This is a genomic window from Streptomyces sp. NPDC007095 (genome assembly GCF_040634475.1).
In the GTDB taxonomy this organism is placed as follows: Bacteria; Actinomycetota; Actinomycetes; order Streptomycetales; family Streptomycetaceae; genus Streptomyces.
Genome location: NZ_JBEYFS010000125.1, coordinates 1 through 22,920 on the forward strand (window position 1 = coordinate 1; position 22,920 = coordinate 22,920).

The 22,920-nt window shown below is 68.8% G+C and carries 22 protein-coding genes and 5 pseudogenes; 13 read left to right on the forward strand and 14 right to left on the reverse strand.

All coding sequences use genetic code 11. From position 1 onward, the window contains the following. Positions 1-624 precede the first annotated feature (624 nt). Complete coding sequence (locus tag ABZ656_RS34480; RefSeq protein ID WP_101403075.1) at positions 625-1,089, forward strand: GreA/GreB family elongation factor; 465 nt, start codon at positions 625-627, stop codon at positions 1,087-1,089. Between the two features lie 57 nt (positions 1,090-1,146). Here the strand turns inward: ABZ656_RS34480 and ABZ656_RS34485 are convergent, their stop codons facing one another. From ABZ656_RS34485 to ABZ656_RS34510, 6 genes and pseudogenes are all read right to left on the reverse strand, one after another. Then, entirely contained in the window at positions 1,147-1,944 is a 798-nt protein-coding gene (locus ABZ656_RS34485; protein ID WP_360273295.1) for a family 1 encapsulin nanocompartment shell protein, read from the reverse strand. 22 nt (positions 1,945-1,966) lie between these two features. Next, entirely contained in the window at positions 1,967-2,950 is a 984-nt protein-coding gene (locus ABZ656_RS34490) for a Dyp-type peroxidase (RefSeq protein WP_360273256.1), read from the reverse strand. 268 nt (positions 2,951-3,218) lie between these two features. After that, positions 3,219-3,341: pseudogene (locus ABZ656_RS34495) on the reverse strand (SMI1/KNR4 family protein); the annotation flags it as partial. A 73-nt stretch (positions 3,342-3,414) separates the two neighbouring features. Further along, positions 3,415-3,761: pseudogene (locus ABZ656_RS34500) on the reverse strand (VOC family protein). Between the two features lie 66 nt (positions 3,762-3,827). After that, entirely contained in the window at positions 3,828-4,016 is a 189-nt protein-coding gene (locus ABZ656_RS34505) for a bleomycin resistance protein (protein WP_180362280.1), read from the reverse strand. Between the two features lie 26 nt (positions 4,017-4,042). Continuing rightward, a complete protein-coding gene (locus ABZ656_RS34510) occupies positions 4,043-4,528 on the reverse strand; it encodes a VOC family protein (protein ID WP_360273259.1) in 486 nt (161 codons plus the stop codon). A 269-nt stretch (positions 4,529-4,797) separates the two neighbouring features. Here ABZ656_RS34510 and ABZ656_RS34515 point away from each other — a divergent pair, with 269 nt between their 5' ends. The 6 genes from ABZ656_RS34515 to ABZ656_RS34540 all read left to right on the forward strand — a co-directional run bounded on the left by ABZ656_RS34515 (position 4,798) and on the right by ABZ656_RS34540 (position 10,894). Next, positions 4,798-5,586 carry a metalloregulator ArsR/SmtB family transcription factor gene (locus ABZ656_RS34515; RefSeq protein WP_360273298.1) on the forward strand — a complete coding sequence of 263 codons (789 nt, stop codon included), beginning with the start codon at positions 4,798-4,800 and terminating at the stop codon, positions 5,584-5,586. An 83-nt stretch (positions 5,587-5,669) separates the two neighbouring features. Next, positions 5,670-6,158, forward strand: a complete 489-nt coding sequence (locus tag ABZ656_RS34520; RefSeq protein WP_101403079.1) for a hypothetical protein — start codon at positions 5,670-5,672, stop codon at positions 6,156-6,158. A gap of 122 nt (positions 6,159-6,280) precedes the next feature. Then, positions 6,281-7,210: a DMT family transporter gene (locus tag ABZ656_RS34525; protein WP_360273262.1), complete on the forward strand. Its 930-nt coding sequence runs from the start codon at positions 6,281-6,283 to the stop codon at positions 7,208-7,210. Further along, a complete protein-coding gene (locus tag ABZ656_RS34530; protein WP_360273265.1) occupies positions 7,203-8,180 on the forward strand; it encodes a LysR family transcriptional regulator in 978 nt (325 codons plus the stop codon). Before ABZ656_RS34525 ends, ABZ656_RS34530 begins: the two co-directional genes overlap by 8 nt. Positions 8,181-8,296: 116 nt before the next feature. Then, positions 8,297-10,384 carry a molybdopterin cofactor-binding domain-containing protein gene (locus tag ABZ656_RS34535; RefSeq protein ID WP_101404077.1) on the forward strand — a complete coding sequence of 696 codons (2,088 nt, stop codon included), beginning with the start codon at positions 8,297-8,299 and terminating at the stop codon, positions 10,382-10,384. Between the two features lie 21 nt (positions 10,385-10,405). Next, positions 10,406-10,894 (forward strand): (2Fe-2S)-binding protein, encoded by a 489-nt coding sequence (locus tag ABZ656_RS34540; protein ID WP_101403082.1) that lies wholly within the window; start codon positions 10,406-10,408, stop codon positions 10,892-10,894. A 30-nt stretch (positions 10,895-10,924) separates the two neighbouring features. Here ABZ656_RS34540 and ABZ656_RS34545 read toward each other — a convergent pair whose 3' ends face one another. The 5 genes from ABZ656_RS34545 to ABZ656_RS34565 form a co-directional block, all read right to left on the reverse strand. Continuing rightward, entirely contained in the window at positions 10,925-11,365 is a 441-nt protein-coding gene (locus tag ABZ656_RS34545; RefSeq protein WP_101403083.1) for an OsmC family protein, read from the reverse strand. Positions 11,366-11,453: 88 nt separating this feature from the next. Beyond that, the gene (locus ABZ656_RS34550; RefSeq protein WP_101403084.1) at positions 11,454-11,678 is read right to left on the reverse strand and encodes a hypothetical protein; all 225 of its coding nucleotides are present in this window, start codon (positions 11,676-11,678) and stop codon (positions 11,454-11,456) included. Continuing rightward, positions 11,675-12,310 carry a ParA family protein gene (locus ABZ656_RS34555; RefSeq protein ID WP_360273302.1) on the reverse strand — a complete coding sequence of 212 codons (636 nt, stop codon included), beginning with the start codon at positions 12,308-12,310 and terminating at the stop codon, positions 11,675-11,677. The genes ABZ656_RS34550 and ABZ656_RS34555 overlap by 4 nt, the downstream gene beginning before the upstream one ends. Before the next feature lie 120 nt (positions 12,311-12,430). Beyond that, a complete protein-coding gene (locus ABZ656_RS34560) occupies positions 12,431-12,904 on the reverse strand; it encodes a hypothetical protein (protein WP_101403085.1) in 474 nt (157 codons plus the stop codon). Positions 12,905-12,969: 65 nt separating this feature from the next. Continuing rightward, complete coding sequence (locus tag ABZ656_RS34565) at positions 12,970-13,473, reverse strand: ATP-binding protein (RefSeq protein WP_101403086.1); 504 nt, start codon at positions 13,471-13,473, stop codon at positions 12,970-12,972. 288 nt (positions 13,474-13,761) lie between these two features. On the opposite strand from ABZ656_RS34565, the gene ABZ656_RS34570 reads away from it, so the two are divergent. Continuing rightward, entirely contained in the window at positions 13,762-13,992 is a 231-nt protein-coding gene (locus tag ABZ656_RS34570; protein WP_225900678.1) for a DUF397 domain-containing protein, read from the forward strand. A 98-nt stretch (positions 13,993-14,090) separates the two neighbouring features. Next, positions 14,091-15,011: a helix-turn-helix transcriptional regulator gene (locus ABZ656_RS34575; RefSeq protein WP_360273272.1), complete on the forward strand. Its 921-nt coding sequence runs from the start codon at positions 14,091-14,093 to the stop codon at positions 15,009-15,011. 66 nt (positions 15,012-15,077) lie between these two features. Here ABZ656_RS34575 and ABZ656_RS34580 read toward each other — a convergent pair whose 3' ends face one another. Beyond that, positions 15,078-15,896 carry an SAM-dependent methyltransferase gene (locus ABZ656_RS34580; RefSeq protein WP_101403088.1) on the reverse strand — a complete coding sequence of 273 codons (819 nt, stop codon included), beginning with the start codon at positions 15,894-15,896 and terminating at the stop codon, positions 15,078-15,080. Positions 15,897-16,128: 232 nt separating this feature from the next. On the opposite strand from ABZ656_RS34580, the gene pgm reads away from it, so the two are divergent. Further along, positions 16,129-17,769, forward strand: a complete 1,641-nt coding sequence (gene pgm, locus ABZ656_RS34585) for a phosphoglucomutase (alpha-D-glucose-1,6-bisphosphate-dependent) (RefSeq protein WP_360273276.1) — start codon at positions 16,129-16,131, stop codon at positions 17,767-17,769. Between the two features lie 209 nt (positions 17,770-17,978). On the opposite strand, the pseudogene ABZ656_RS34590 reads toward pgm, so the two are convergent. Next, positions 17,979-18,323 (reverse strand): annotated as a pseudogene (locus ABZ656_RS34590) (FAD-dependent monooxygenase); the annotation flags it as partial. Positions 18,324-18,359: 36 nt separating this feature from the next. Between ABZ656_RS34590 and ABZ656_RS34595 the strand changes: the two are divergent. From ABZ656_RS34595 to ABZ656_RS34605, 3 genes and pseudogenes are all read left to right on the forward strand, one after another. Further along, positions 18,360-18,548: pseudogene (locus ABZ656_RS34595) on the forward strand (IS481 family transposase); the annotation flags it as partial. Positions 18,549-18,560: 12 nt separating this feature from the next. Beyond that, positions 18,561-19,469: pseudogene (locus ABZ656_RS34600) on the forward strand (NAD(P)-dependent alcohol dehydrogenase); the annotation flags it as partial. Positions 19,470-19,644: 175 nt separating this feature from the next. Next, positions 19,645-21,735: a SpoIIE family protein phosphatase gene (locus ABZ656_RS34605; protein WP_360273279.1), complete on the forward strand. Its 2,091-nt coding sequence runs from the start codon at positions 19,645-19,647 to the stop codon at positions 21,733-21,735. A gap of 13 nt (positions 21,736-21,748) precedes the next feature. Here the strand turns inward: ABZ656_RS34605 and ABZ656_RS34610 are convergent, their stop codons facing one another. Then, positions 21,749-22,912, reverse strand: coding sequence for a substrate-binding domain-containing protein (locus ABZ656_RS34610; RefSeq protein ID WP_360273282.1), 1,164 nt, complete (start codon positions 22,910-22,912; stop codon positions 21,749-21,751). Positions 22,913-22,920: the final 8 nt, after the last annotated feature.

Genomic DNA, 22,920 nt, shown 5'->3' on the forward strand with positions numbered 1-22,920 from the left:
GACAGAACCCCTCAGCAAGGTTCATCGTCCCAGGTCAGGAAGGCACTTTCGTATTTCCGCCCCAGAACCAGCCATCCCCAAGTGAAACGGCGAGGCTAGCGACGTCCGCGTCCCTACACGGGTGTGTGGCCCGCCAGGTAGTCACGAACGGCTGTGGGCAGCCCAGCGTCGATGGCTTGGCGAACGGAGTCCAGCGGATCTGCTCCGGGCCGAGTCGCGCCTCCGTCGAGGTGGGCCGACTCGACAATGGGCACACCGCAGCAGGCCGTGCGTCCTCGCCGGCCGCCAAGCTGCGGCCGCAGAGCCGATGAGCCGTCGACCCGGTGAGCTCGTACACCAGGCGCGCCGCGCCGGCCTTTGCCGATTCGGCGGGCGGCGGAGCGCCCGACGGGAGCCCCCAGCTGTCCTGCGCGGCCATCATCAGCAGACGCCCGTCGTACCCTTTTTCCTACCCGGGGCACATCGGTTCACGCGGCGCGTGTCGCCGCCGACCCTTGCGGTTCGTGCACCCGAGCAGGCTGCCGCCCTCTCCGAAAGGCGGTGCGGCGAGCTCGCGACTACGCTCGCAAACAGCGGAATCGCCCATCGTCACCCAGTTGTTCCACCTGCACAACGGGAGCAGGAATGACCAGTGAAGCCGGGCCGATCAGCGCCGAAGCCCGTCGGGCGCTCGAACAGGAGCTTGCGGATCTGCATGCCGAACGCGACGCGGTCGCGGCAACCCTGGGCGACACGGACTCGGCGGGAGACTCGGCCGACCAGGCCGACGAGTTGCAGCGTGCCACTCAGTTGGACCGCGTCGACGCCCGTATCACCGAGATCACCGTGCGGCTGGACGGGGCGGCAGAGGCTGGTCCGCCCCGCACCGATGTGGTCGGTCTGGGAAGCACCTTCACCGTAAGGTTCGCGGACGGCGCCGAGGAGACGGTCCAGATCGGTGACGTGGCCGAGCCGTTGGACCAGACGTTGGTCACCACCGACAGTCCTCTCGGCCGCGCACTGCTCGGCCACCGTGTCGGTGACTGCGTCAGCTACGAGGCGCCAGACGGACGGACGACCGTGACAGTGCTGTCCCTGGGCGCCCCGTAGGATCCGTATCGCCGTCTCCTGTGGGGCAACTCCCCGTCCGCTTCGGGTGCCGTGCGGTCACGAGCCGAGTGCCACCACGGCCTCGTCGGTGTACACGAGGAACGTCATGCTCTGGCGGAAGTACAACTCGATCTCGTTCGCGTCATGCGCGGTGTAGCCGATCGCGAGGTCCTCACCGAGCCGCAGTTCGAAGTCCCCACCGCGGGTGGACAGGAGAAAGGCGCCGTCGACCGCAGGCGCCCAGATCGGTGGGGCGTCCAGCATCCGGCTGAGATGCTCCGTGATCGGATAGCCGTGGTCGGACGTCTCGCTCACCAGGGTGTACGCGTCGGCGCCCAGCAGCAGTGAATACGGGCCGGCGACTCCGGCCAGGCGCAGGGTCGTCAGCGCGCGGCTGACGGCATCCGGGTATTCACGCGTCTCCGCGGGCAGACCGTGGACCGGATGGGAGGTGCGCCTGCGCAGCCCGTCGATGCCCGCTGCCTCGTACCCCTCGAAGACGGCCCGGTCCTCGGTGAACGCCATGGAGCGCGCCGCGTCCTTGACCGGTTGCCAGTCGGAGTCGTTCGAGCCACGCTCGACGTCGTCCACCGCGTCGCGACCGACCTTGAAGGGGGCGCGCAGTTCGACCAGGGGCTGTGCTTGGCGCAGGAGAGCGGTGACGCCCGCTCCGGGCGCGTCGATGCGGGTGAGATGGCCGGTACCTACCGAGGCAAGCGCGGGACCGTCGGGTCCGGTGACGTCCACGACACGACGGCCGCCCACGTTGCGCCGGAACGTACGGCGGGCTTCCTCCTCGATCTGGGCCCATGCCTCGGGCGTGATCGGCGCGAGTTCGCGGTGCAGGTTGTTCATACCGTTGGGCGTGGACACGTGATCAGGCTCCTTTGAGACTGCCGATACCCAAGGAGCCCTCGGTCGCCGAAGCGCCGGCGGGCGCGGCGGGTGGGTCGTCGAGGAAATCGGCGCTCGGTACGTAGAACAGACAGCCGGTGACCGCTGTGGAAAAGTCGAGGATTCGGTCGTGGGCATGGGGGTGGTCACCGAGGAACATGTTCCTCAGCATCTGTTCGGTCACCTCGGGAGTGCGCGCGTAGCCGATGAAGTAGGTGCCGAACTCCCTTTGTCCGATGCTGCCGAACGGCATGTTGTCACGGACGATCTTCCGTTCGTTTCCGTCCGCGTCGGTGATGGTGTTCAGCGCGACATGAGAGTCTGCGGGCTTGATGTCGTCCGGCATTTCGACGTTCGCCAGCTTTGTGCGACCGATGACTTTTTCCTGTTCCTGCGTGGGCAACGCGTTCCAGGCGGCAAGGTCGTGCACGTACTTCTGGACGATCACGTAGCTGCCGCCCGCGAAATCGGGGTCCTCGTCAGCGATGAACACCGCGTCGGACGCGACTGCGCCCTCGGGGTTCTCACTGCCGTCGACGAAGCCGAGGAGGTCGCGCTCGTCGAAGTACTTGAAACCGTGCACCTCGTCCACCACGGCGACCGCTCCGTAGAGCCGTTCGCCGATCAACCGGGCCAGTTCGAAACAGAGGTCCATGTGGTGGGCTCGCAGATGGAAGAGCAGGTCACCAGGGGTGGACGGGGCTCGGTGCCGGGAGCCCGTCAACGCGACGAACGGATGCAGATCGCGTGGGCGGGGTCCCTCGAAGAGACGGTCCCAGGCAGCGGAGCCGATACCGACGACGCAACTCAGTTCCGCATCCGGAGCGCGGAAACTGACCGATCGTCGCAACCCGGCCACATCCTGGAGCAGGTCGCGAACAGCGGGCTCGCCGCCAGGTGCCATGGTGCACACGAGGAACAGGGCGGCTTTGGCGGGCGGGGCGATCACGAACTGCGACTCAACCACGGAGCCTGCCTCCTACTTGTCGCGGCTATGGCACTACGCCCGGCAGGATAACGTGAGGAAACACAATAGATACTAGGATTGGGTCACGGCGATGTCGACCGGTGCCGCTACACAGGCGCCCGCCTGCGCGAATCGCACCCGACCCCTGGTGGTCGAGGATTAGCACCCCATGCATTGCGCCTTCTTCATCAGGGAAACCTGGCGATACGAGGGAAACCTGGCGATCCGTAAAAAGGCTGTGGCGGACAGGACTTCGAGAACCGGTCGACGCCATGGGGCCGAGATTGCCTTCAAGGGTCGTCCGGGTGATCAGGGGGCGGTCCCAGAGGGCGAGGAGTTCGTTGGCGAGGGTCACGATCGGGAGCGGGTGACGGGTGCCGTGGATCTCGACCCGGCGCCTGGCACACCGAACGCTCAAGCGAGACCTGCCCGTCCACTACGGGAGCCGACTGATTTTGTGAGGCTCATCGGTGGCTCAGCACGTTGACCACCCGCCCGTTGGGATCACGAACGAAGAACCGGCGCACCCCCACTCTTCGTCCCGCAAGGGGTGCACGATCTCCGCGCCGCTCACGCGCATGACCTCATAGGCCGCGTCCACGTCATCCACCTCCACACTCATGTCGGGCGTGACCGGTGCTGTCCTGTCACTGGTCATCAAGCTGACCTGTGCCGCCGGGTGGGACGGCGAGGCGAGCGTGACGATCCAGCCGTGGTTCATGACCTCTTCAAAGCCCAGCAGGCCGTAGAACTCCCGGCTCTCCCGCACGACTTCCGACTGGACGTTGGGCACGACACGGCGAACGGCCATCGACGACTCCAAGTGAGAGCGAACCTGTCCCTACGGCTCACCGTACGAGGTCGTCGTGGTCGGCCTTCACCGCCGCAGTGCCGCCATGTGGAGCGCGGCGTCGTCGGCCGCCTCGTCGGGAGTCCGGCCGTTCTCACGGGCGACGATGTACGCGGCGTACCAATCCGACCAGTGGTGCTCGGGCGCGCTCGCCTCGTAGGGTCCGTGGTGTTCCTCGGTCTCACGCAGGAGTTCTGCCAGCGTGGGGATGTCCATGGTGAAGCCTCCTCGGGCGGGACTCGTCACCGTCCCGGTAGTCGCACCTGGACCTCTTGCAGCACCCACCCATTGCCGTCCGGATCGCTGAACGAGGCGAATGAGGCGTAGCTGCGGCCCTCTGGATCGGGGCCGTCCGCCTGATCCTGCACGCCCGCGTCGTAGACGTTGTGGTAGATCTCGCTCACCTCGACGCCTCTGCTGATCAGGTCGGCACAGGCCTGCTCCAAGTCGGAGACCACAAGGTAGTTGTGGGCCGAGCCCGGCGCCGCCGGGGTGATCCCGCGGCCGAAGTGGATCGAGCAATCCGACCCTGGTGGCGTGAGCTGCACGAGCCGGAATCTCGGACTGGCCTCGAAGTCCGCATCGAGCCGCCACCCCAGGCTTTGATAGAAATGCAGGGCGCGGCTGACGTCGGTGACCGGGATGACGGCGACCTCGAGCCTCATGCTCATGGTCGGCTCCTTGACGACGTCCGTTGCGCCGTCCTGCTCTCTCTGCTGGGTGCTCATGGCGATCTCCCATGACGGCCGCCCGGTTCGGCTGTGACCTCTGATAGGCCGCCACCGGCGGGAACCCGAGCACCGGCTCCGGGTCACCCATGGACCGACTACTCGGTAGTTGTCGTACGACCGATGATATTGGCGATGACGTCCGACGGCGCGCCGAGCAGCTGATCACGTCACACGGTCAGTCGTGCGAGGAGTCCTACGGAGGTCCGCCATTGACATTATGCAGGCAAGTGCCTGCATAATGGAGTGTGAGCCTCGAAGCTGGAGCGATGGACCTGGTCTTCAAAGCGCTGGCCGACCCCACCCGGCGACTCCTGCTCGACCGTCTGCGCGAGCACAACGGCCAGACGCTGAGCGAGCTGTGCGAGCGGTTGGACATGACGCGCCAGTCGGCGACTCAGCATCTCGACATCCTGGGGCAGGCCAACCTCGTGACCGTCGTGCGACGGGGACGGGAGCGGCTTCACTACCTCAACCCGACACCGATCCACGAGATGGAGGAGCGGTGGATATCGGGGTTCGACAAGCCCCGTCTGCAGGCAATCAGTGCCATCAAGAACCAGGCAGAGGAGTACGCCATGACCGACGGACCCACGTCCGTGCCGACCTACGTCTATGTCACCTACATCCGCGCAAGCCCGGAGCAGGTGTGGCAAGCCCTGACGGACGCGGACCTGACAGCGCGCTACTGGGGACACGCCAACGTCTCGGACTGGCAACCGGGCTCGGCCTGGGAGCACCGACGCGTCGACGGCTCAGGCGCCGTCGATGTCGTCGGTCAGGTGATCAAGGCCGAGCCCCCGACGCGCTTGGTCATCACCTTCGAGGACGCCCCCGACGCCGAAACGCCGAGGGAACCTTCGGTTGTCACCTTTCTCGTCGAACGGCACGAGGAAATCGTCCGCCTCACCGTGACCCACGAGAACCTCCCCAACCAGGAGATGCTCAACGGCATCTCGCGCGGATGGCCGGCCGTGTTGGCGAACCTCAAGTCGCTGCTCGAGACCGGCGATGTCCTCCCGCAGGCTCCATGGGAGATGTCTCCCGGGCACGCCTGAGACGGCACTCGCCACCACCCTTCCCGTACTCGCCCTCGCGCACGTCCGCAGAAACCCACGCACGACCGTGGAAAGAAGTCGACATGATGGACACCACCCCGCTGCGGGACGCCTACCGCGCGCTGCTGGACGCTGCTCTCACCGTGGCTGACTCCAGCGACACGAGCCCCGTCCCGCCGGGCGGCGAATGGAACGCCGAGCAGATTCTGGCGCACGTCGCCCTCGTCAACGCCGCCACCATCGCCGCAGTCTCCTGCGTCGCCGCGGGATCGAACACGACGTACGACAACCGCATGGCGCTCGACACCTGGACCATCGAACGCCTCATCGCGCTGGCCGGCGGCAACACAGGGCTTCGAGACCGCATCCGTCTCCAAGGGGACGCCCTCTGCGCACTCGGCGGACCGATGCTGAGCGACGTCGAACTCGACACACCGGTGCCGACCCGTCTCCTGTCCAAGGACACCATCCTGGCCGATCAGCCCATGTCGCTGAGAGACCTCATCACCGGCCTCGCGGAAGTGGAGCTGCCCGGCCACACCAAACAGCTCCTGGCCCTCCTGAGCTGCTGAAACTCGTCACAGGCGGGCGGAGCGCCTCCGTAGCCGATGAAAGCCCTCGCATTAGTAGAACTGAAGCTTTCTGAAACAAAAGCTAACTGGAACTTCTCATTCTGGTCGGCGATGGTGGAGCCATGTCCGCACGCATCGCCTCTCCCCGCTTCCTCGCCCTGGTCGGCACCGTCGTGCTGTGGGCGTCGGCCTTTCCCGCCATCCGGGTCGGCATCGACGGCCTGGGAGTGGCGGCGCTGTCGTTCCTGCGGCTCCTGATCGCCGCCGTCGCGCTGCTGGCCGTGGCACCCTTCGCGAAGGTAGGACTGCCGCGACGCGGCGACCTGCCGCTGGTCACCCTGTGCGGGGCCACCGGCATGACCGCGTACCAGGTCCTGCTCAACTGGGGCGAAGTGCACGTGGAGGCCGGGACCGCGAGCCTGCTCATCGCGATCGCCCCCGTCTTCAGCGTGCTGCTGGGAAGTCTGTTCCTCGGCGAGCGGCTCACCCACAACGTCGTCGTCGGCAGCGTCGTCGCGCTCGCGGGCGCGGCGGTCGTCAGCCTGGCCGAGGGCACCAGCGGGTTCTCCGTCTCGGCCCTCGTCATCCTGGCGGCCGCCGTGGTCCAAGGGGTCTACCACTTCGCGAGCAAGCCCCTGCTGCGCCACTACACCGGTCTGGAGGTCGCCACCTACGCGATGGTCGCGGGTACGGTCTTCGCGTTGCCCCTGATCCCCGCCACCTGGCACGCGACCCTGCACGCCCCGGCCGCCGCACTCGCCTGCGCCGCCTACCTGGGCCTCCTGCCCTCCGCCCTCGGCTTCGTCATCTGGGCCTACGCGGTTGCCCGGCTGCCGCTCGCCGTCTCCACCGGGGCCCTGTACCTGGTGCCGCCGGTGGCGCTGATCGTCTCCTTCGTCTGGCTGGGGGAGGTGCCCCGTCCCATCGCGCTGGCCGGTGGAGCGATCGGCGTCGCGGGAGTGATCCTGATCAGCCGGCACAAGCAGAACCACAACCCCGCCAACGCCCCCGCCGTGGACGGGACCGAGCCGCAAGGAGCCGCTTGTGCTTGACGTACGCCGCCTGCGCATCCTCCAGCACCTGGCCGCCTACGGAACCGTCGCGGCCACGGCGGATGCGCTGCACCTGACCGCACCGGCCGTCTCCCAGCACCTCGCCGCCCTCCAGAAGGAGGCCGGCACGCCCGTCGTCGAGAAACACGGCCGCACGCTGCGCCTGACCGCCGCCGGGGAACTGCTGGTGGCCCACACCGAGGTCATCCTGGCCGAGCTCGCGGCAGCCGAGTCGGGCCTGGCCGCGATGAGGGGAGGCCGCCGCGGCACGGTACGGATCAGCGCCTTCGCCTCCGCCGCCCGCACCCTCGTTCCGCCCTTGTTCGAACGTCTCACCGGCACCGATCTCGCCCCCGACCACGGCACCGGTGTCGCCCGGGACCTCTCCCTGCGGCTCTCCGTCCAGGAGCCCGACGCGGCCCTCGACGAACTCCACAAACGCGCGACCGACCTCGCCCTGGTGCACAGCTACACCGTGCTGCCGCGCAGTGTCCCCGCGGCGTGGGAGCAGACGGTCCTGATGGAAGAACCAGTCCTCCTCGCCCTGCACCCCGACCGGGCCGGTCTGGAAGGCCTCGCCGCCGGGCAGCCCGCGGACCTGTCCCGTCTGGCGCATCTGCCGTGGCTGACCCCCGGCCCTGAGACCTCCTGCTACGAGATGATCCAGCGAGCCTGCGGCGCGGCCGGATTCGTCCCGGACATCCGGGCCTCCAGCAGCGATTTCTCCGTGCTGACGGCTCTGGCCGCCGCCGACGCCGGTGCCGTCCTGGTGCCCCGTATGGCTCTGCCTGACCACACCGCGCCCCTCAGCCTCCACCCCCTGGTCCGTCCCGTGTCCCGGACCGTCTTCACGGTCAGCCGCGCGGGCACCGGCAGGCACCCCGATCTGCGGGCCGTCCTGGACCTGCTGCACGAGACGGCCACGGCGCTCGACCACAGGGGTGGCAACCGGCCCGTCTGGCCCAGGTAATCGCGACGACCGCCCCACGCAACCTCGAAGAGCGCTGCCCCCTCATACCAGGGGAACCCACCCGGGTACTCGGAGAGGAGCGCCTGTTGGCCCGTCAGCTGTCCCGCCGGAAGTTCATGGTCTACTCGCTCGCGGCGTCCACACTGACCGTCGCGGCGCCCATCGGCTGTGACACGACGTCGGTGGAGGACGTCGAGCCCACCGCGGCGGAGGTGCGCGGGCCGTCCCGCGTCCTGGTGACCGGCGCGGACGAGGAGATGCTGGTCCTGGAGGTCACCGTGGCCAACAAGGTGGTCGTACGACTGCCGCGCGTCGAGGTCGGACAGGGCATCACGACCGCGGTCGCCATGATGATCGCCGAGGAACTGGACGCCCGGCTCGCCGACGTCGACATCCCGCTCGCCGAGGCCCGCGCCAAGGGGAACCAGTACACGGGCGGCTCCAGTTCCGTCAGTTCCCTGTACGACCCCGCCCGCGCGCTCGCCGCCACCGCCAGGGCCCGGCTGGTGACCGCGGCCGCCCGGCGCTGGCACCTGCCCGCCCGGAGCCTGCGTACGCGGGACACGATGGTGGTCGCCCCCGACGGCCGTACGGCCACCTTCGGGTCGCTGACGGCGGCCGCCGCCCGGATCCAACGCCCCGACGTGTCGAGCAAGCCCAAGCCCGCGTCCCAGCACAAGGTGATCGGACGGCCGACGGGCCGGATCGACGCGCGGGACATCGTCACGGGCAAGGCGAAGTACGCCGGGGACCTGGAGGTCGCAGGGGCCAAGCCGACCGTGGTGGCCCGGCCGCCGACGCTCGGTGGGCGCCTCGTCTCGGTCGACGACCGTGCGGCCCGTGCGATGCCCGGCGTCCACGCGGTGGTCAAGGTCGCCGGTGGTGTAGCCGTGGTCGCGGAGTCCTTCCACCACGCATTCAATGCCCGTGACGCCCTGCGGATCACCTGGCGGCCGGGGCCGCTGGCGCCGTTGTCCGACGCCGCCATCCGGTCCCGGCTACGGGCCGCCGTTCCCTCGGCCGGCGCGCCGCCGCGCGGATCGGCGCAGGTCGAGGGCGAGTTCGAGTTCGCCTTCGTCAGCCATGCCCCGATGGAAGTGCTGACCGCGGTGGCGGACGTACGTGCCGACCGTGCCGAGATCTGGTTCTCCTCCCAGACACCGATGGACGCGCGGGAAAGCATCGCCTCGGCGATCGGACTGCCGAAGTCGAAGGTCCGGGTCCATGTCGTGCGCGGCGGCGGCTCGTTCGGACGGCGGCTGAACTATGATGCCGCGATCGAGGCCGCCCTGATCTCGAAGGCGGCACGGCGACCGGTGAAGCTGATGTGGAGCCGCGGGGACGACATCCGGCACGGCCGGATGCGCGCGGCCTCCCATCACCGGATCCGGGCCAGCCATGCGCACGGCAGAGTGGTGGCCTTCAGCCATGCGATGGCCTCGGTGAGCGAGTCGTACGAGCGGCAGGGACTGGCCGTTCAGGGCGGTGTGGTCACGGTGGCCGCGGGCCCGCTGCCCAGCGACAGTGGTCTTTACGACTTCGGCCACATTTCGGGGAGTTCGGGCTCGGTCGAGCTGGCGATGCCGCTCGGAGCCTGGCGGTCGGTGGACTCCGGGACCATGCGCACCGCGGAGGAGATCGTCGTCGACGAGGTCGCCGCCACGCTGGGGAAGGACCCGGTGGCCTTCCGGCGCGGCACGCTCAGGAACAAGGCCGTCAAAGCCGTACTCGACAAGGTCGCGGCCGCCGGACACTGGGGTCGGCCCCTGCCGTCCGGCCAGGCGCAGGGTGTGGCCGTCCACGAGGAGTACGGCTCCTGCGTGGCCTGCCTGGTCGAGATCGACGCCACCGACCCGAAGAACCCCCGGGTGACCAAGGTGGTGATGGCGGCCGACGTCGGAACGGCCGTCAATCCGCGCGGACTGGAGGCCCAGCTCATGGGGACCGCCGTCGACGGCATCTCCACCGTGCTGCGGGCCGGACTGCACATCGACCGGGGTGCGGTGCGCGAGGGCAGCTTCGCCGATTTCCGCTACGCCCGCCAGCAGCACTCCCCGTTGCGCTTCGAGGCGCACATCATGCCGTCACGGCGCGAGCCCGGCGGGGCCGGCGAACTCGGCGTGCCGGCGGCGGCCGGTGCCGTGGCGAACGCCTACGCCCGAGCGACCCGTACCAAGCCCCGCCGCTTCCCGATCAATTTCTGATCGCAGTCCGAGAAGGTGCTGATGCCCTCCTATTCCTTCGTCCTCAACGGAAAGCCGGTCACCGTCGAGGCCCCCGCCGACATGCCGCTCCTGTGGGTACTGCGCGACTTGCTGCACGTCACCGGGCCCAAGTACGGCTGTGGCGTGGGCGTTTGCCGTGCCTGCACCAGCCACCTGGACGGCGCGGAGATCCAGCCCTGCGTCGTCCCGGTCGCCGACTGCGCGGACCGCGGGGTCACCACCATTGAGGGCCTGGCCGACGGCGACACCCTGCACCCCGTACAACAGGCGTGGCTCGACTGCGACGTCGCACAGTGCGGCTTCTGTCAGCCGGGCCAGATCATGGCCGCCGCGGCCCTGCTCAAGAGGACGCCCCGGCCCACCGACGACGACATCGACCGTATCGAGAACGTCTGCCGCTGCGGCACGTACTCCCGGATCCGCGAGGCGATCAAGAAGGCCTCCGCCGCGGACGACCATGTCAATCGTCCTGGGCAGAGCCATCCTTGAGGCACGCGGTGGCGTTCGGTCCCGGCGGGGTCAGGCGTCCGCGACCGTCGCCGTGACGGGCGTGCCGATCTCGACCGTACGGCTGACCGTGCAGAGCCGGTCGTGGGAGGTCTTCACCGCGCGGGGGAGGATCGCGCGGGCGCGGTCGCCGAGGTCGCCGTCCGGGAAGGTGACGGAGAAGGTGACCACGAGGTCGGTCATCCGGTTTCCGAACTCGTCACTGATCTTGTCGCCGGTGACGGAGACCGCGAAGCCGGTGGGCTCCGCGTGTCGGGCGGTGGCGACATCGACGTCGGCCGCGGTGCAGCCCCCGATCGCGGCGAGCAACAGCTCGACCGGGGTGAAGTCGGCGCCGCCGTGGGGATCGGAGCTGGTGCCGAAGCTGATCGTGCCGCCGCGAGGGTTCGTCGCGGTGAAGTGGCCGGTGCCGGTCCGCTCGATGGCGACGGAGCGCAGGTTCTTTTCGGTCATGCCGACGACACTAACGCGCAGGTCGCGAGACCTGGCTCTGCCGATGGTGCAACGCGAAGAAACGGCGCCCGCGCATCCCCGTCCCGGCCTACGGGGTGCTTCTCAGGGGCTGCAGTACAGCGGCGCCGACCCGCAGGAGCGCGGAAAGGGGTGGCTCGACCCATCGGGTCAGTTCACGCTGCAGCGCGGGGTCGAGCTCGATGGTCACCCGGACGTATCGGGTGTGCAGGTGAGTGACCTTGACGGCGCGGGGTGGGGCGGCGTCCGGTCCGCGCTGCAATGCCGCTCGGTAGGTGTCCTTGCGCTGGTTCACGCCTTGTCCTGACGTTTGATGAGTTCGTCTGCGAGGTCCATGTACGCCGAGCCCTTGACCTCGACCGGGCTGCCGAACGACTGGGCGTACAAGTCGAGCCGGGGAATGTGGGTGGACAACACGTCGAAGCCACGCTCGGTCAGGGCTTCGCGAGCGTCGGCATCGGGTCCGGTGCGCGTGGCATCGGGACGATTGGTGCGGTTCAGCAGGACAGCGGCACGGGCCGGCTGGGCCCGCAACGACTGTACGTCGCTCATCTCGCTGCCGATGGGTGCCATGCGATCCAGCTCGATGGGAGCCGGGGTCAGCGGCACGATCCACTCGCTCGCGTACCTCATGATGCTCCGGGCGATGTGGGCATGGTCCTCCAGCTGCGGGGCGTCGAACACCACGGCCTGACGGTTGCCGAGAAAGTCGTTCACGCGCCGGTGCACGTCGCCCACCGGAAAGGCGATCACCGGAAACGGGAAGCCTCCCGCCAGTTCGCTCCAGCGCAAGGCGGAGGAGGCGGGGTCACTGTCCACCAGCAGGGGTGAGACGCCCGACTCGTGCAGGGCGTGGGCCAACCAAACCGCGCTGGTCGTCTTTCCCACTCCGGGTTTCAGATTCACAAAGGCATAGCTCAGCGACACGAGACGCAACGCTAACGGTCGCGAGCGGCCGACTGCCGTCGGCGCGGCACACGTTCTCCCTTTTCACCCGGCGGCGCCGTGAATCATTCGTAGGGGCTAACGCGAAAGGTCAACGATGGGTCAGTCCGCCAGTGCGGAGGCCAGTTCCTGCGCGGCTTGTACGAGTTCCTGGTCCGGTTCGTCGAGCAAGTGCTGGATCGTCGCGCGGTGGGCGCGCACGGCGCGGCGTGCTTCGCGTTCCCATCCCACGTAGTTCTCACGGCGATTGAGCAGCTTGGGGTAGGCGACGGCCGTGCTCTCCCACTGCCGGGCGTCGGCGATGCTCTTCAGTAGCTGAAGGACCTGCACACGGCAGGGGACTTGAGGGAGCTGGGCGAGTTCCCACAGGAAGGGGACCGTGGCGGCGGTGGCCTGGTCCACGACGAAGCCGTACTGGCAGATGCGCTGCCGTAGACGCGCGAGCGCGGCAACGGCGGTGGCTTCGTCACCCGTGGTGATGGCCGCGAGCAGGAAGGGGATGCCCGTGGCGGACCCGGTGGAATCCTGGAGATCGCGCCATGGGACGTCTCTCAGGTTCTTCAGGGTTGTCTCCATGTCCGCTCCCACGAGAGGCGTTGTGTGATGCCGTGCGCCGGGAGGCTCCGCCGATGCGGCGTCTGTCATGTCGGACCCTGCCAGGGCGGTGATGTCGGCCGGGACGGGGGAGTGGGCAGCATCGCCCAGACGGTCTTGCCCGCACGAGAGCGAGTCCAGCCCCAGTGCTCGGAGAGTTCTTCCACGATGCGCAGGCCGCGGCCGTGGACTTCCAGCGGGGCGTCCGTGCGCGGGCAGACGGGCGGCCTGTCGAACTGATCGGTGACGGCACACACGAGATGGGCGCGTCGAAGGGTCAGATCCAGCCGCACGCCCTTCTGCCCGGCGGGGGAGTGCGGTGCCGCGTGAAGGACCGCGTTCGTGGCCAGTTCATTGACGATGAGGACGGCGTCGTCACTGCGGTGGTCCAATGCCCAGTGGCCAAGGGTGCTGCGGGTGAAGGCGCGCGCCTGGGCGAGCCCCTGACGGGAGTCGGTGATGCGCAGGCTGGCGAATCTGGGTGAGTTGCACGCGGGTTCGCTCTCCCCGGCGCGCGCTTGCCCCGCGATGGAGGAGCGCGCTTCTTCCATGAGTGAGCCGGCCGGCGCGGCTCGACCCGACGATGGCGCAGCCTTGCCGCTTGCAAGGCTCGGTGCTTGGCGTGCAGGTAAAGACACGACATCTCCCTGATGCGACGTCAGGTGCGGTGCGGCAACAGTGCGGTTGACGCCCGAGCTATTATCCATCCCGACAGCGCCCGTCGTGCAATTTCACGGGAAATTGCACGAGTGGTGGCTGGGGCAGGCCGCACGGGTTCGGTCCGCTCCAGTGGGCGGCCGACCTGTACACCGTGGTGGAACGTGAGCAAGGAGAGTGCGGTGCCGTCAGTGCGAAACGGAATGCGGGCCAGTTCACTGGGCGTTCGCTGGGTGAAGAGTCGGCACAGCAACGCCGAGGGCAACTGCGTCGAGGTGGCATCCCTGGCCGAGGGAGGTGTAGCGCTCCGCAACTCGCGGGACCCCGACGGGCCGGCCCTCATCTACACAGCGGCTGAAGTGGCCGCCTTCCTGGCCGGGGCGAAGGACGGAGAGTTCGACCATCTGGTGTGAAGCGGAGTCGAACGATTCCACTTCCGCCGACGCGTGCGACAGAAGGCCGAGGGATGCGAGGATGGACCCCGTCGTCTGCCGTTCTACAGGGAGTCAGGATGTCCGCCGAGTCACCTCGTGTCTCCCGCCTCGAACCGTATCTGACGCGGACCGAGCCCGCTCCGACCTTGCTGAAGATGCTGGTCGGTGTCCAGCTTGCGGGCATCCGCGAAGACGCCGGCCTCGCGCAGGAACAGGCCGCTCGCGCCATCGGGTTCAGTCCGGCGAAGCTGTCGCGCATCGAAGCGGGCAAGGGCCGTCGGCCGCCCACGGAAGTGGACGTCCGCGCGCTGTTGGAGCTCTACAAGACCGACGACCACGAGGCGTCGGTTCTGCTCCAGTTGCTGCGGCGTGCCGGTGAGCCGGGATGGTGGCAGCGCTACGACAAGCGGCTGATGCCGGAATGGTTCGATCGGCTGGTAGGGCTGCAGGAGGCCGCTGCCGCCATCCGTACCTTCGAGATCCAGTACGTCCCCGGTCTGCTGCAGACTCCGGACTACACCAGGGCGGTCGTGGAGCGCGGCCTGCCCACGGCACCGGCCGGTGAGGTGCAGCGCCGTGTCGAACTGCGTATGCGCCGACGTGAACTGCTGCGTCGCGAGGACGGCCCTCAACTGTGGGCGATCATCGACGAGTCGGTCCTGTTGCGCGTACTGGGCAGCCGCGAGGTGATGCGCGAGCAGCTCGAGTACCTCGTGGAAATGGCTCAGCGTCCCCAGGTGACGTTGCAGATCGTGCCCCTGGACGTGACGAACGCGTCCGCGCCCGCCATCCCCATCACCTACCTGCGCTTCGGCGGCCTCGATCTACCCGACATCGTCTACCTGGAGCACATCAGGAGCGCGAACTTCCTGGAGGACCGGGACGAGACCGAAGAGTACCGGCTGGCTCTGGACCGTCTGGGAGACGAAGCCCTCACCCCGCGGGATTCGCTGACGCTGTTGCGGGACACGACCGCGGGGCGCTATTCGACCTCGTGACTGCCGCCGGCTCCACCGGCCGGATCCCGGTGGAGCCGACGGGAGCAGTCCCGTGGTCCTACGGTCCTACCGGATCCGGCCCACGCCGCCGAACTCGACCCATTCCTGGGTGAGCTGACGGGGTGCGACCTCGCTGTCGGGCCGCCAGGTGGACACCTCCACGAGACCAGGCTCCAGGACGTCGAGGTCCTCGAACCACTCCGCCACGTCCTTCTCCTGGCGGACCCTGCCCCAGTGTCCCTGGGTCGCCTGATCCATGAAGTCGGTGACGAACTCCCGGACCTTCGCGTCCTCGCTGACCAGCTGGCACATCACCATGAAGCTTCCGGGCGCGAGCCGTTCGGCCACCCGGTGGGCCACGGCGAGCGGACCGTCGGTCTCCCCGTCCGGAATGCAGTGGAAGACCGAGTTGAACAGAACGGCCACCGGCTGTGAGAAGTCGAGCAGGCGCTGAGTGTCCGGGTGGGAGAAGATCTTCTCCGTGTCACGCAGATCGGCGTGGATGACCGTGGTGCGGTCATTCTGGTCCAGCAGCGCCCGCCCGTGCACCAGCACCATCGGATCGTTGTCGACGTACACCACACGCGACGAGGGATCGACGCGCTGCGAGACCTGGTGGACGTTCTCCTGGGTGGGCAGGCCGGACCCGTGGTCGAGGAACTGCCTGATTCCGTACTCGGCTGCGAGCGTCCCGACGACCCGCTGCAGGAAGCGCCGGTTGTTCAGCGCCAAGGCGCGTGTGCTGGGCACGACCTTGTCCAGCTCGGCGCAGGCTGCCCGATCGGCTGCGTAGTTGTCCTTGCCGCCCAGGTAGTGGTCGTACATACGAGCGGCCGTGGGTACGGTGGCGTCGATCTTCGTGGACAACTGCTTTCCAGCCTGCATCGTTCCCCCAGCTCCAAGCTGCTTCCGGTGGCTTGGCTTGACAGACAATACATCCTAGGCAATGGGCAATTGGGGATACCAGCCTGTTGACCGAGGATCTCCGGGACGGCACCCGCGGGACCCTCTGGCCCGGCGCGTCTCCAGTCACCGCCGTGGCACCGTGCGGCCGTGACGCCCGGTGAGGAAACATGGGACCGCAAGCGATGAAAAACCGAGGTGGAGGTGCGGGTACATGCAGCACGAACGAGCGGGCACTCCGGCCGGTCCCGAGGACCTCGTCGACGTAGCCCGGCTGGTCACGGCGTATTACGCGCTGCACCCCGACCCGGCGGAACCCGGCCAGCGCGTGGCCTTCGGTACGTCCGGACATCGTGGGTCGTCACTGGCGACCGCGTTCAATGAGGACCACATCGCCGCGACGAGTCAGGCCATCTATGAGTACCGCGAGGGCCAGGGCATCGACGGTCCCCTCTTCCTGGGCGCCGACACCCATGCCCTGTCGGAGCCCGCGAAGGTCACCGCACTGGAGGTGTTCGCGGCCAACGGAGTGTCGGTGCTCCTTGACAGCGCGGACGGCTACACGCCCACTCCGGCGGTCTCGCACGCCATTCTCACCCACAACCGAGGACGGTCCTCGGGTCTCGCGGACGGGGTCGTGGTCACCCCCTCCCACAACCCGCCCGCCGACGGTGGCTTCAAGTACAACCCGCCGAACGGCGGCCCGGCGGGCTCCGAGGCGACGTCCTGGATCCAGGACCGGGCCAACGAACTCATCGAGGGCGGCCTCAAGGGCGTACGGCGCATTCCCTGCACAAGGGCGCTGGCTGCCCCCGGCACCGGCCGCTACGACTTCCTCGGCACCTACGTGGCCGACCTGCCGAACGTGCTGGACCTGGAGGCGATCCGCGCGGCCGGCGTGCAGATCGGCGCGGATCCCCTCGGCGGGGCATCGGTCGCCTATTGGGGACGCATCGCGGAACAGCACACGCTCGACCTGACGGTGGTCAACCCGCTCACCGACCCGACCTGGCGATTCATGACGCTGGACTGGGACGGCAAGATCCGTATGGACTGTTCGTCGCCCTACGCCATGGCCTCGCTCATCGAGCAGCGCGACCGCTTCCGGATCGCCACGGGCAACGACGCCGACGCCGACCGCCACGGGATCGTCACACCGGACGCCGGGCTCATGAACCCCAACCACTACCTCAGCGCCGCCATCTCCTACCTGTACTCCCACCGGGACCAGTGGCCCGCGGGGACGGGGATCGGCAAGACGCTGGTGTCGTCCGGCATGATCGACAGGGTCGCCGCCGACCTGGGCCGTCAACTGGTCGAAGTGCCCGTGGGATTCAAGTGGTTCGTGGACGGGCTGGTCAGCGGCTCACTCGGGTTCGGCGGGGAGGAGTCGGCCGGCGCGTCCTTCCTGCGCCACGACGGTTCGGTGTGGACCACCGACAAGGACGGCATCATCCTGGCCCTGCTCGCCTCCGAGATCACGGCGGTGACCGGGAAGACCCCCTCGGAGCACTACACCGCACTGACCGCACGCTTCGGCGCCCCCGCGTACGAGCGCATCGACGCCCCGGCTTCCCGCGAGGAGAAGGCCCTCCTCGCGAAGCTCTCGCCCGCTCAGGTCAGCACGGACACCCTTGCCGGAGAAGCGGTCACCGCGGTGCTCACCCATGCTCCGGGCAACGACGCGCCCATCGGCGGCATCAAGGTGACCACCGCAAACGCCTGGTTCGCGGCCCGTCCTTCGGGCACCGAGGACGTCTACAAGATCTACGCCGAGTCGTTCCTCGGAGCCGATCACCTGCGCCAGGTGCAGGAGGAGGCCAAGGCCGTGGTCTCGGCGGCATTGAACGGCTGACCCCACGCGTGTGCCCCGGAGACGGTGAGCGGGTGCGGACAAGGGCTGTTCTCGCGACGGTCCTTGTCCGCGACGGTCCTTGTCCGCAACGGTCCTTCAGCCCGTCAGCCGACGTCCCGACCACCGGCACTTGCTGCTGCCGCCGAACCGCCTTCGGCCACGGTCGAGATGTCGATGTCCCACTCCAGGTGTCGGAGGAGGTCGTCGTCTCAGGGGCGGGGAGCGGGAGCTGTCCGACCGGTGCGTGACGGTGTGTGGAAGCCGCGGGAGATCTTGCCGCTGATCGTGGTGTTGTGCTCCACGCGCGGGCGGCGGAGAGCTTCGTAGAGGGAGAGCGCGGACTCGGTGTCGGGCGCGTCCCGCAGTGACTTCGCGAGTACGACAGCGTCCTCGAGCGCCATCGACGCTCCTTGGCCGGTCGCGGGGGAGGCCGCGTGGGCAGCGTCGCCGATGATCAGCGTCCGTCCGTGGCGCCATGGTGTGCCGGCCGGAATCTCGGTCGCGTTGGTGACCATGATGCGGTCGGTGGTGGCCGCGACCACGTCCGCGGCGGGATGGGCCGCCAGGCCGGCCGCGCCCGGCGCACCGATGTGGGCTGCGACTACGTCCACTCCGTCGTCGACGACCACTCCCGCCTGGCTTACAGCGAGATCTACCCGGACGAGAAGGCCGCCACCCGCGCCGCCTTCCTGCGCCGGGCCGCGGCCTTCTACGCCGCCGCGGGCATCGACCGCATCGAGCGGGTGCTGACCGACAACGCCTGGCCCTACCGCAAGAGCTTCGCCTGGCAGCTGGTGCCGGGGCACGAGTTCACGGGCGTGGTGGCCGAAACCGGGCCCGCCGTCACCCGCTTCTCCGTCGGTGACCCTGTCGCGCTCGGCAACATCGTCGATTCCTGTGGGGAGTGCTCGATCTGCCGGGCCGGGCAGGAGAACTTCTGCCACGCCTTCCCGACCCTGACCTACGGCGGCGTCGACCGGCACGACGGATCGACCACCCTGGGGGGCTACTCCCGCGAGTACGTCGTCCGCGACCGGTTCGCCCACCCTCTTCCCGCCGGTCTGGATCCGGCCGCTGCCGCTCCTCTGTTCTGCGCCGGGGTCACCGTCTGGGAACCGCTGCACAGCTTGGGCGTGGGGGCTCATGGTCGCGTCGCCGTGGCGGGACTGGGTGGCCTGGGCCATCTCGCGGTCAAGATGGCCGTGGCCCTCGGGGCTGACACCTCGGTCATCAGCCGCTCACCCGACAAGGCGGACGACGCTCGTCGTCTCGGCGCCCACGGCCTCATCGTCTCGACGGACCCGGAACAGATGGCCGACGCCCGTGACCGGTTCGACGTCGTCATCGACACCATCTCGGCCCCGCACGACCTGGGCCCCTACCTGCGCCTGGTCGCCATGGACGGGACGCTCGGCCACCTCGGCCACCTCGGCCAGCTTGGCCACCTCGGCCACCTCGGCCACCTCGGGCCCGTCACCGTGGAGACCATGGACCCACTCGTGGGACGCAAGAAACTCAGCTCCGCGGGCAGCGGCGGCAGGCCCGCGACCACCGCCATGCTCGATTTCTGCGCCGAGCACGGAATCACCGCCGACGTCGAGCTCCTCCCCTCGGCGCGCGTGAACGAGGCCCTCGAACGCCTCGGCCGCAACGACGTCCGCTATCGCTTCGTCCTCGACATGTCCGACCTGGCAGCCTGAAGGAGGTGCCGAGCGGCTGAATTCCGGATCGGTGTCCGTCGGCCTGAACGGTCGGGGTGTGTAGTCCGGCAGTCGTGGGGGACCATGGAAGGCGACGCGACTGTGGAGACAGGCAGGCCGCGCTCCAGGCCGGCGGATGCTTCGCGTGCCGTCCGCCGCGGAAGGAGTGCCTGTGATGAGCGAAGCCGAGTGGCATTTGTCGGGCATCGACTGGGCTCGCCCTCGCCGGGACAGCGAGCCGTCGCAGCCGAGCGGGCTGATGGACCTTCTCGGCGTCGCGGCGACGCTGCTGGACGCGGACGGACGGATCGTCCTGTGGAGTCCCCAGGCAGAGGAACTGTACGGGTACACCGCGGAGGAGGCGCTCGGGGAGTACGCCGCACTGCTGCTCGTCCGTGAAGAGGACTGGGACTGGGTGATCAAGAAGTTCGCCCAGGTCATGGAGACCGGCCAGGGCTGGGGCGGCACCTTTCCCGTCCGGTGCAAGGACGGGAGCACCCGGCTGGTGGAACTGCGCAACACTCGGTTGATGGACTCCCGCGGCGACTTCTACGCCCTCGGGCTCGGCACCGACTCACCCACGCTTCACGAGGTGGAGCGGGATGTCGCTCTGTCCACCCGGCTGATCTCCCAGTCCCCCTTCGGGCTTGCGATCCTCGACACCGACCTCAGGTACCTGGCCGTCAACCCCGCGCTGGAGCGGATGCACGGCCTTCCCGCGAAAGAGCACCTAGGCCGCCGCTATCGCGAGATCATGGGCCCCGACAAGTTCGAGGTGATCGAGGTCGCGATGAGGAGGGTCCTCGAGAGCGGTACCCCCCTGGTCGACGAGTCCACCGTCGTCGGCTTCACCCCGGCCGACCCGGAACAACGGCACGCGTGGTCGATCTCGGTGTACCGGCTGGAGGACACCCAGGGCCGTGTTCTCGGGGTGGCCGAACTCGTCGTGGACGTCAGCGAGCGGTACCGGTCGGCCATGGAGGCCACCGAGACCCGGCGGCGCCTGGCCCTGATCGCCGACGGCTCCGCTCGTATCGGCACCACCCTGGAGGTCGAAGTGACGGCCCGGGAGCTGGCCGAAGTGACCGTTCCCGAGTTCGCAGACATGGTCGCCGTCGACGTGCTCGACTCCGTCCTCGACGAGCACCGCTCCACCTCCGACAACGGCCCCGCGCTCTTCCGCGCCCTCGCGGTGAAGGCCGCCTACCCCACCGAAGCCGTCCGGGCCGCCGATCCGCCGGGCAACATCACCTCCTACGACGCCGATCGGGTGGCCACCCAATGCGTGCGCACCGGCCGGCCCATCCTGATCACCCACGCCGATGGGAACGACCTGAGTCGCATCGCGCGCGACGACCGCGCCGCCACGCTGCTGGCCCAGGCCGGGGTGCACTCCTACATGGCCGTCCCGCTGACCGCACGCGGCGCCGTCCTGGGCTTCCTGGGGCTCTCCCGCGCACGGGATCCGCGCCCCTTCGACGAGGACGACCTCTCCATCGCCACCGAGCTCGCATTCCGCGCCGCGGTGTGCATCGACAACGCGCGCACGCACCAGAGCGTGCGTACCGCCGCCGAGACCCTCCAGCGCAGCCTGCTCCCCGACCACCCGTCCCGCCTCCCCGGCCTGCAGGTCTCTTCCCGCTACGTCCCGGCACAGGCCGCCTACGAGATCGGCGGCGACTGGTACGACGTCCTCCCGCTCGCCGGCGACAAGACGGCCCTCGTCGTGGGCGACGTCATGGGCAGCGGCATCGACGCCGCCGCGGCCATGGGGCGCCTGCGTACCGCCACGGCCGCCTTCGCCAGCCTCGACCTGGAGCCCGCCCGGGTCCTCGAGCAGCTCGACTCGATCACCTCAGGGCTGGAGCAGTACATCGCCACCTGCCTCTACGCCGCCTACGATCCCCACCGCGGCGAGTGCCGCATCGCCAACGCCGGCCACCTGCCACCTGTTCTCGTACGCAGTGGCGAGCGCCCCCGCCTGCTCGACCTGCCCGCCGGTATCCCTCTCGGCGTCGGTGGTGTCCCGTTCGAAGCGACCGTCGTCGAATTCGGCCTGGGCGACAAGCTGGTCCTGTACACGGACGGTCTGGTCGAGACCCGCCATGACTCCATCGACGAACGCCTTGCCGTCCTGGTCCACGCTCTGGAGGTGGCCGACTGCCCGTTGGAGGAAACGTGCGACCGCCTTCTTGAGGGTCTGCGACATCCGCGCGACCGCGACGACGTCGCCCTGCTGATCGCCCGCGCGGTACGTTCCCTGTGACGAGGACGCGGGGTTACTTGCCCCAGATCTTCCGGTACGCCTCCCGATAGCCCGACGGGTCCCAGGTCGTGGCCCCGTGGCTGTTGTCGGTCGTGGTGATGTGGACGGGAGCCACATATCCGCTGGCGGGCCGAGCCGAGAAGGCGCGGTTGAACTCGTCGACGATCTGCCAGCCCTGCAAGGACAGCGGCTCGGGGACGGTGGCTGCCTGATACTGCTCGCTGTTGATGCGCTGGAAGGCGGAGGGGTCGCCGTCACCGGCGCCGATGTTGAAGGGCGGCCCGGCGCCGTTCTTCCCGGCGGCTCGGAAGGCGGGGGCGGCGTCGGCGAAGTACAGATCGTTGATGGCGACGGAGTGGGTCCACGTGCTCCCGAAGCGGGAGAGCAGGGAGGAGATCTCCCGGGGGATGCGGCTGCTCGCGTCCGAGATCGGGATGTTCTCGTACGACAGGAGCTGCACGCCCGAGCAGGTGGAGAGGTCCCTTCTGATCAGCTCGGACTTGTTCCTGGCGAAGGGGATCGAGGCATCGGTGATGAGCACGACCCCGGCGTGGCCGTCGGAGTGCGCAATGATCCACTGGGCGCTGATTTCGGACACGTCCTCGACCCGGGTGGTGACGTTGGTGAAGAGCCGGGGTCTTCGGCTGGGTCCGGGGACGGCGACCGCGTGCCAGCCGATGAGCGGGATGCCTGCCTTGCCGGCCTGCGAGACCTGCCCGGATGTCGAGTTGGGGTCGAAGCCGCCGATGACGATGCCCGAGGGTTTGAGTGCCAAGGCCGTGCTCATCGCCGCCTGGACGCCTGCGGGCGTACCTCCGCCGTCGAGCACCCTGACGCTCCAGCCGATGACCCGTGCGGCTTCCCGCACGCCGTTCGCGGCCCCTGCGACGCCGGGATTGGTCATGGCCTGGGCGACGTAGACGATGGTCTTGGCGGAGACTGCCGTGGGGCCGCTGGTCGGCCCGCTCCAGGGGACGTCGGTCCTTTCCGCCTGTCTGACGGCGGTCCGGGCGCGGTCCTGTATCGCGGGGCAGCCACCAGGGCCCGTGGGGGAGTTCTCCGGGCCGCTCGACGAGCCGCGTTCGCAGCCCGCAAGGATCGTTGCCGCGATGAGCAGGGCGGTGGCGACGGACCGCGCCTTCATGACGCCGGGAGTGGCCTTGCGGTTGCCGTTCACTGGAGCTC

What these genes read in the sequence shown, in the direction of transcription:
- ABZ656_RS34480 (WP_101403075.1), top strand. Translation starts at nt 625, where the DNA reads ATGACCAGTGAAGCCGGGCCGATCAGCGCCGAAGCCCGTCGGGCGCTC.
- ABZ656_RS34485 (WP_360273295.1), bottom strand. Translation starts at nt 1,944, where the DNA reads ATGAACAACCTGCACCGCGAACTCGCGCCGATCACGCCCGAGGCATGG.
- ABZ656_RS34505 (WP_180362280.1), bottom strand. Translation starts at nt 4,016, where the DNA reads ATGGACATCCCCACGCTGGCAGAACTCCTGCGTGAGACCGAGGAACAC.
- ABZ656_RS34510 (WP_360273259.1), bottom strand. Translation starts at nt 4,528, where the DNA reads ATGAGCACCCAGCAGAGAGAGCAGGACGGCGCAACGGACGTCGTCAAG.
- ABZ656_RS34515 (WP_360273298.1), top strand. Translation starts at nt 4,798, where the DNA reads ATGGACCTGGTCTTCAAAGCGCTGGCCGACCCCACCCGGCGACTCCTG.
- ABZ656_RS34520 (WP_101403079.1), top strand. Translation starts at nt 5,670, where the DNA reads ATGATGGACACCACCCCGCTGCGGGACGCCTACCGCGCGCTGCTGGAC.
- ABZ656_RS34525 (WP_360273262.1), top strand. Translation starts at nt 6,281, where the DNA reads ATGTCCGCACGCATCGCCTCTCCCCGCTTCCTCGCCCTGGTCGGCACC.
- ABZ656_RS34535 (WP_101404077.1), top strand. Translation starts at nt 8,297, where the DNA reads ATGGTCTACTCGCTCGCGGCGTCCACACTGACCGTCGCGGCGCCCATC.
- ABZ656_RS34540 (WP_101403082.1), top strand. Translation starts at nt 10,406, where the DNA reads ATGCCCTCCTATTCCTTCGTCCTCAACGGAAAGCCGGTCACCGTCGAG.
- ABZ656_RS34545 (WP_101403083.1), bottom strand. Translation starts at nt 11,365, where the DNA reads ATGACCGAAAAGAACCTGCGCTCCGTCGCCATCGAGCGGACCGGCACC.
- ABZ656_RS34560 (WP_101403085.1), bottom strand. Translation starts at nt 12,904, where the DNA reads ATGGAGACAACCCTGAAGAACCTGAGAGACGTCCCATGGCGCGATCTC.
- ABZ656_RS34565 (WP_101403086.1), bottom strand. Translation starts at nt 13,473, where the DNA reads ATGGAAGAAGCGCGCTCCTCCATCGCGGGGCAAGCGCGCGCCGGGGAG.
- ABZ656_RS34575 (WP_360273272.1), top strand. Translation starts at nt 14,091, where the DNA reads ATGTCCGCCGAGTCACCTCGTGTCTCCCGCCTCGAACCGTATCTGACG.
- ABZ656_RS34580 (WP_101403088.1), bottom strand. Translation starts at nt 15,896, where the DNA reads ATGCAGGCTGGAAAGCAGTTGTCCACGAAGATCGACGCCACCGTACCC.
- pgm (WP_360273276.1), top strand. Translation starts at nt 16,129, where the DNA reads ATGCAGCACGAACGAGCGGGCACTCCGGCCGGTCCCGAGGACCTCGTC.
- ABZ656_RS34605 (WP_360273279.1), top strand. Translation starts at nt 19,645, where the DNA reads ATGAGCGAAGCCGAGTGGCATTTGTCGGGCATCGACTGGGCTCGCCCT.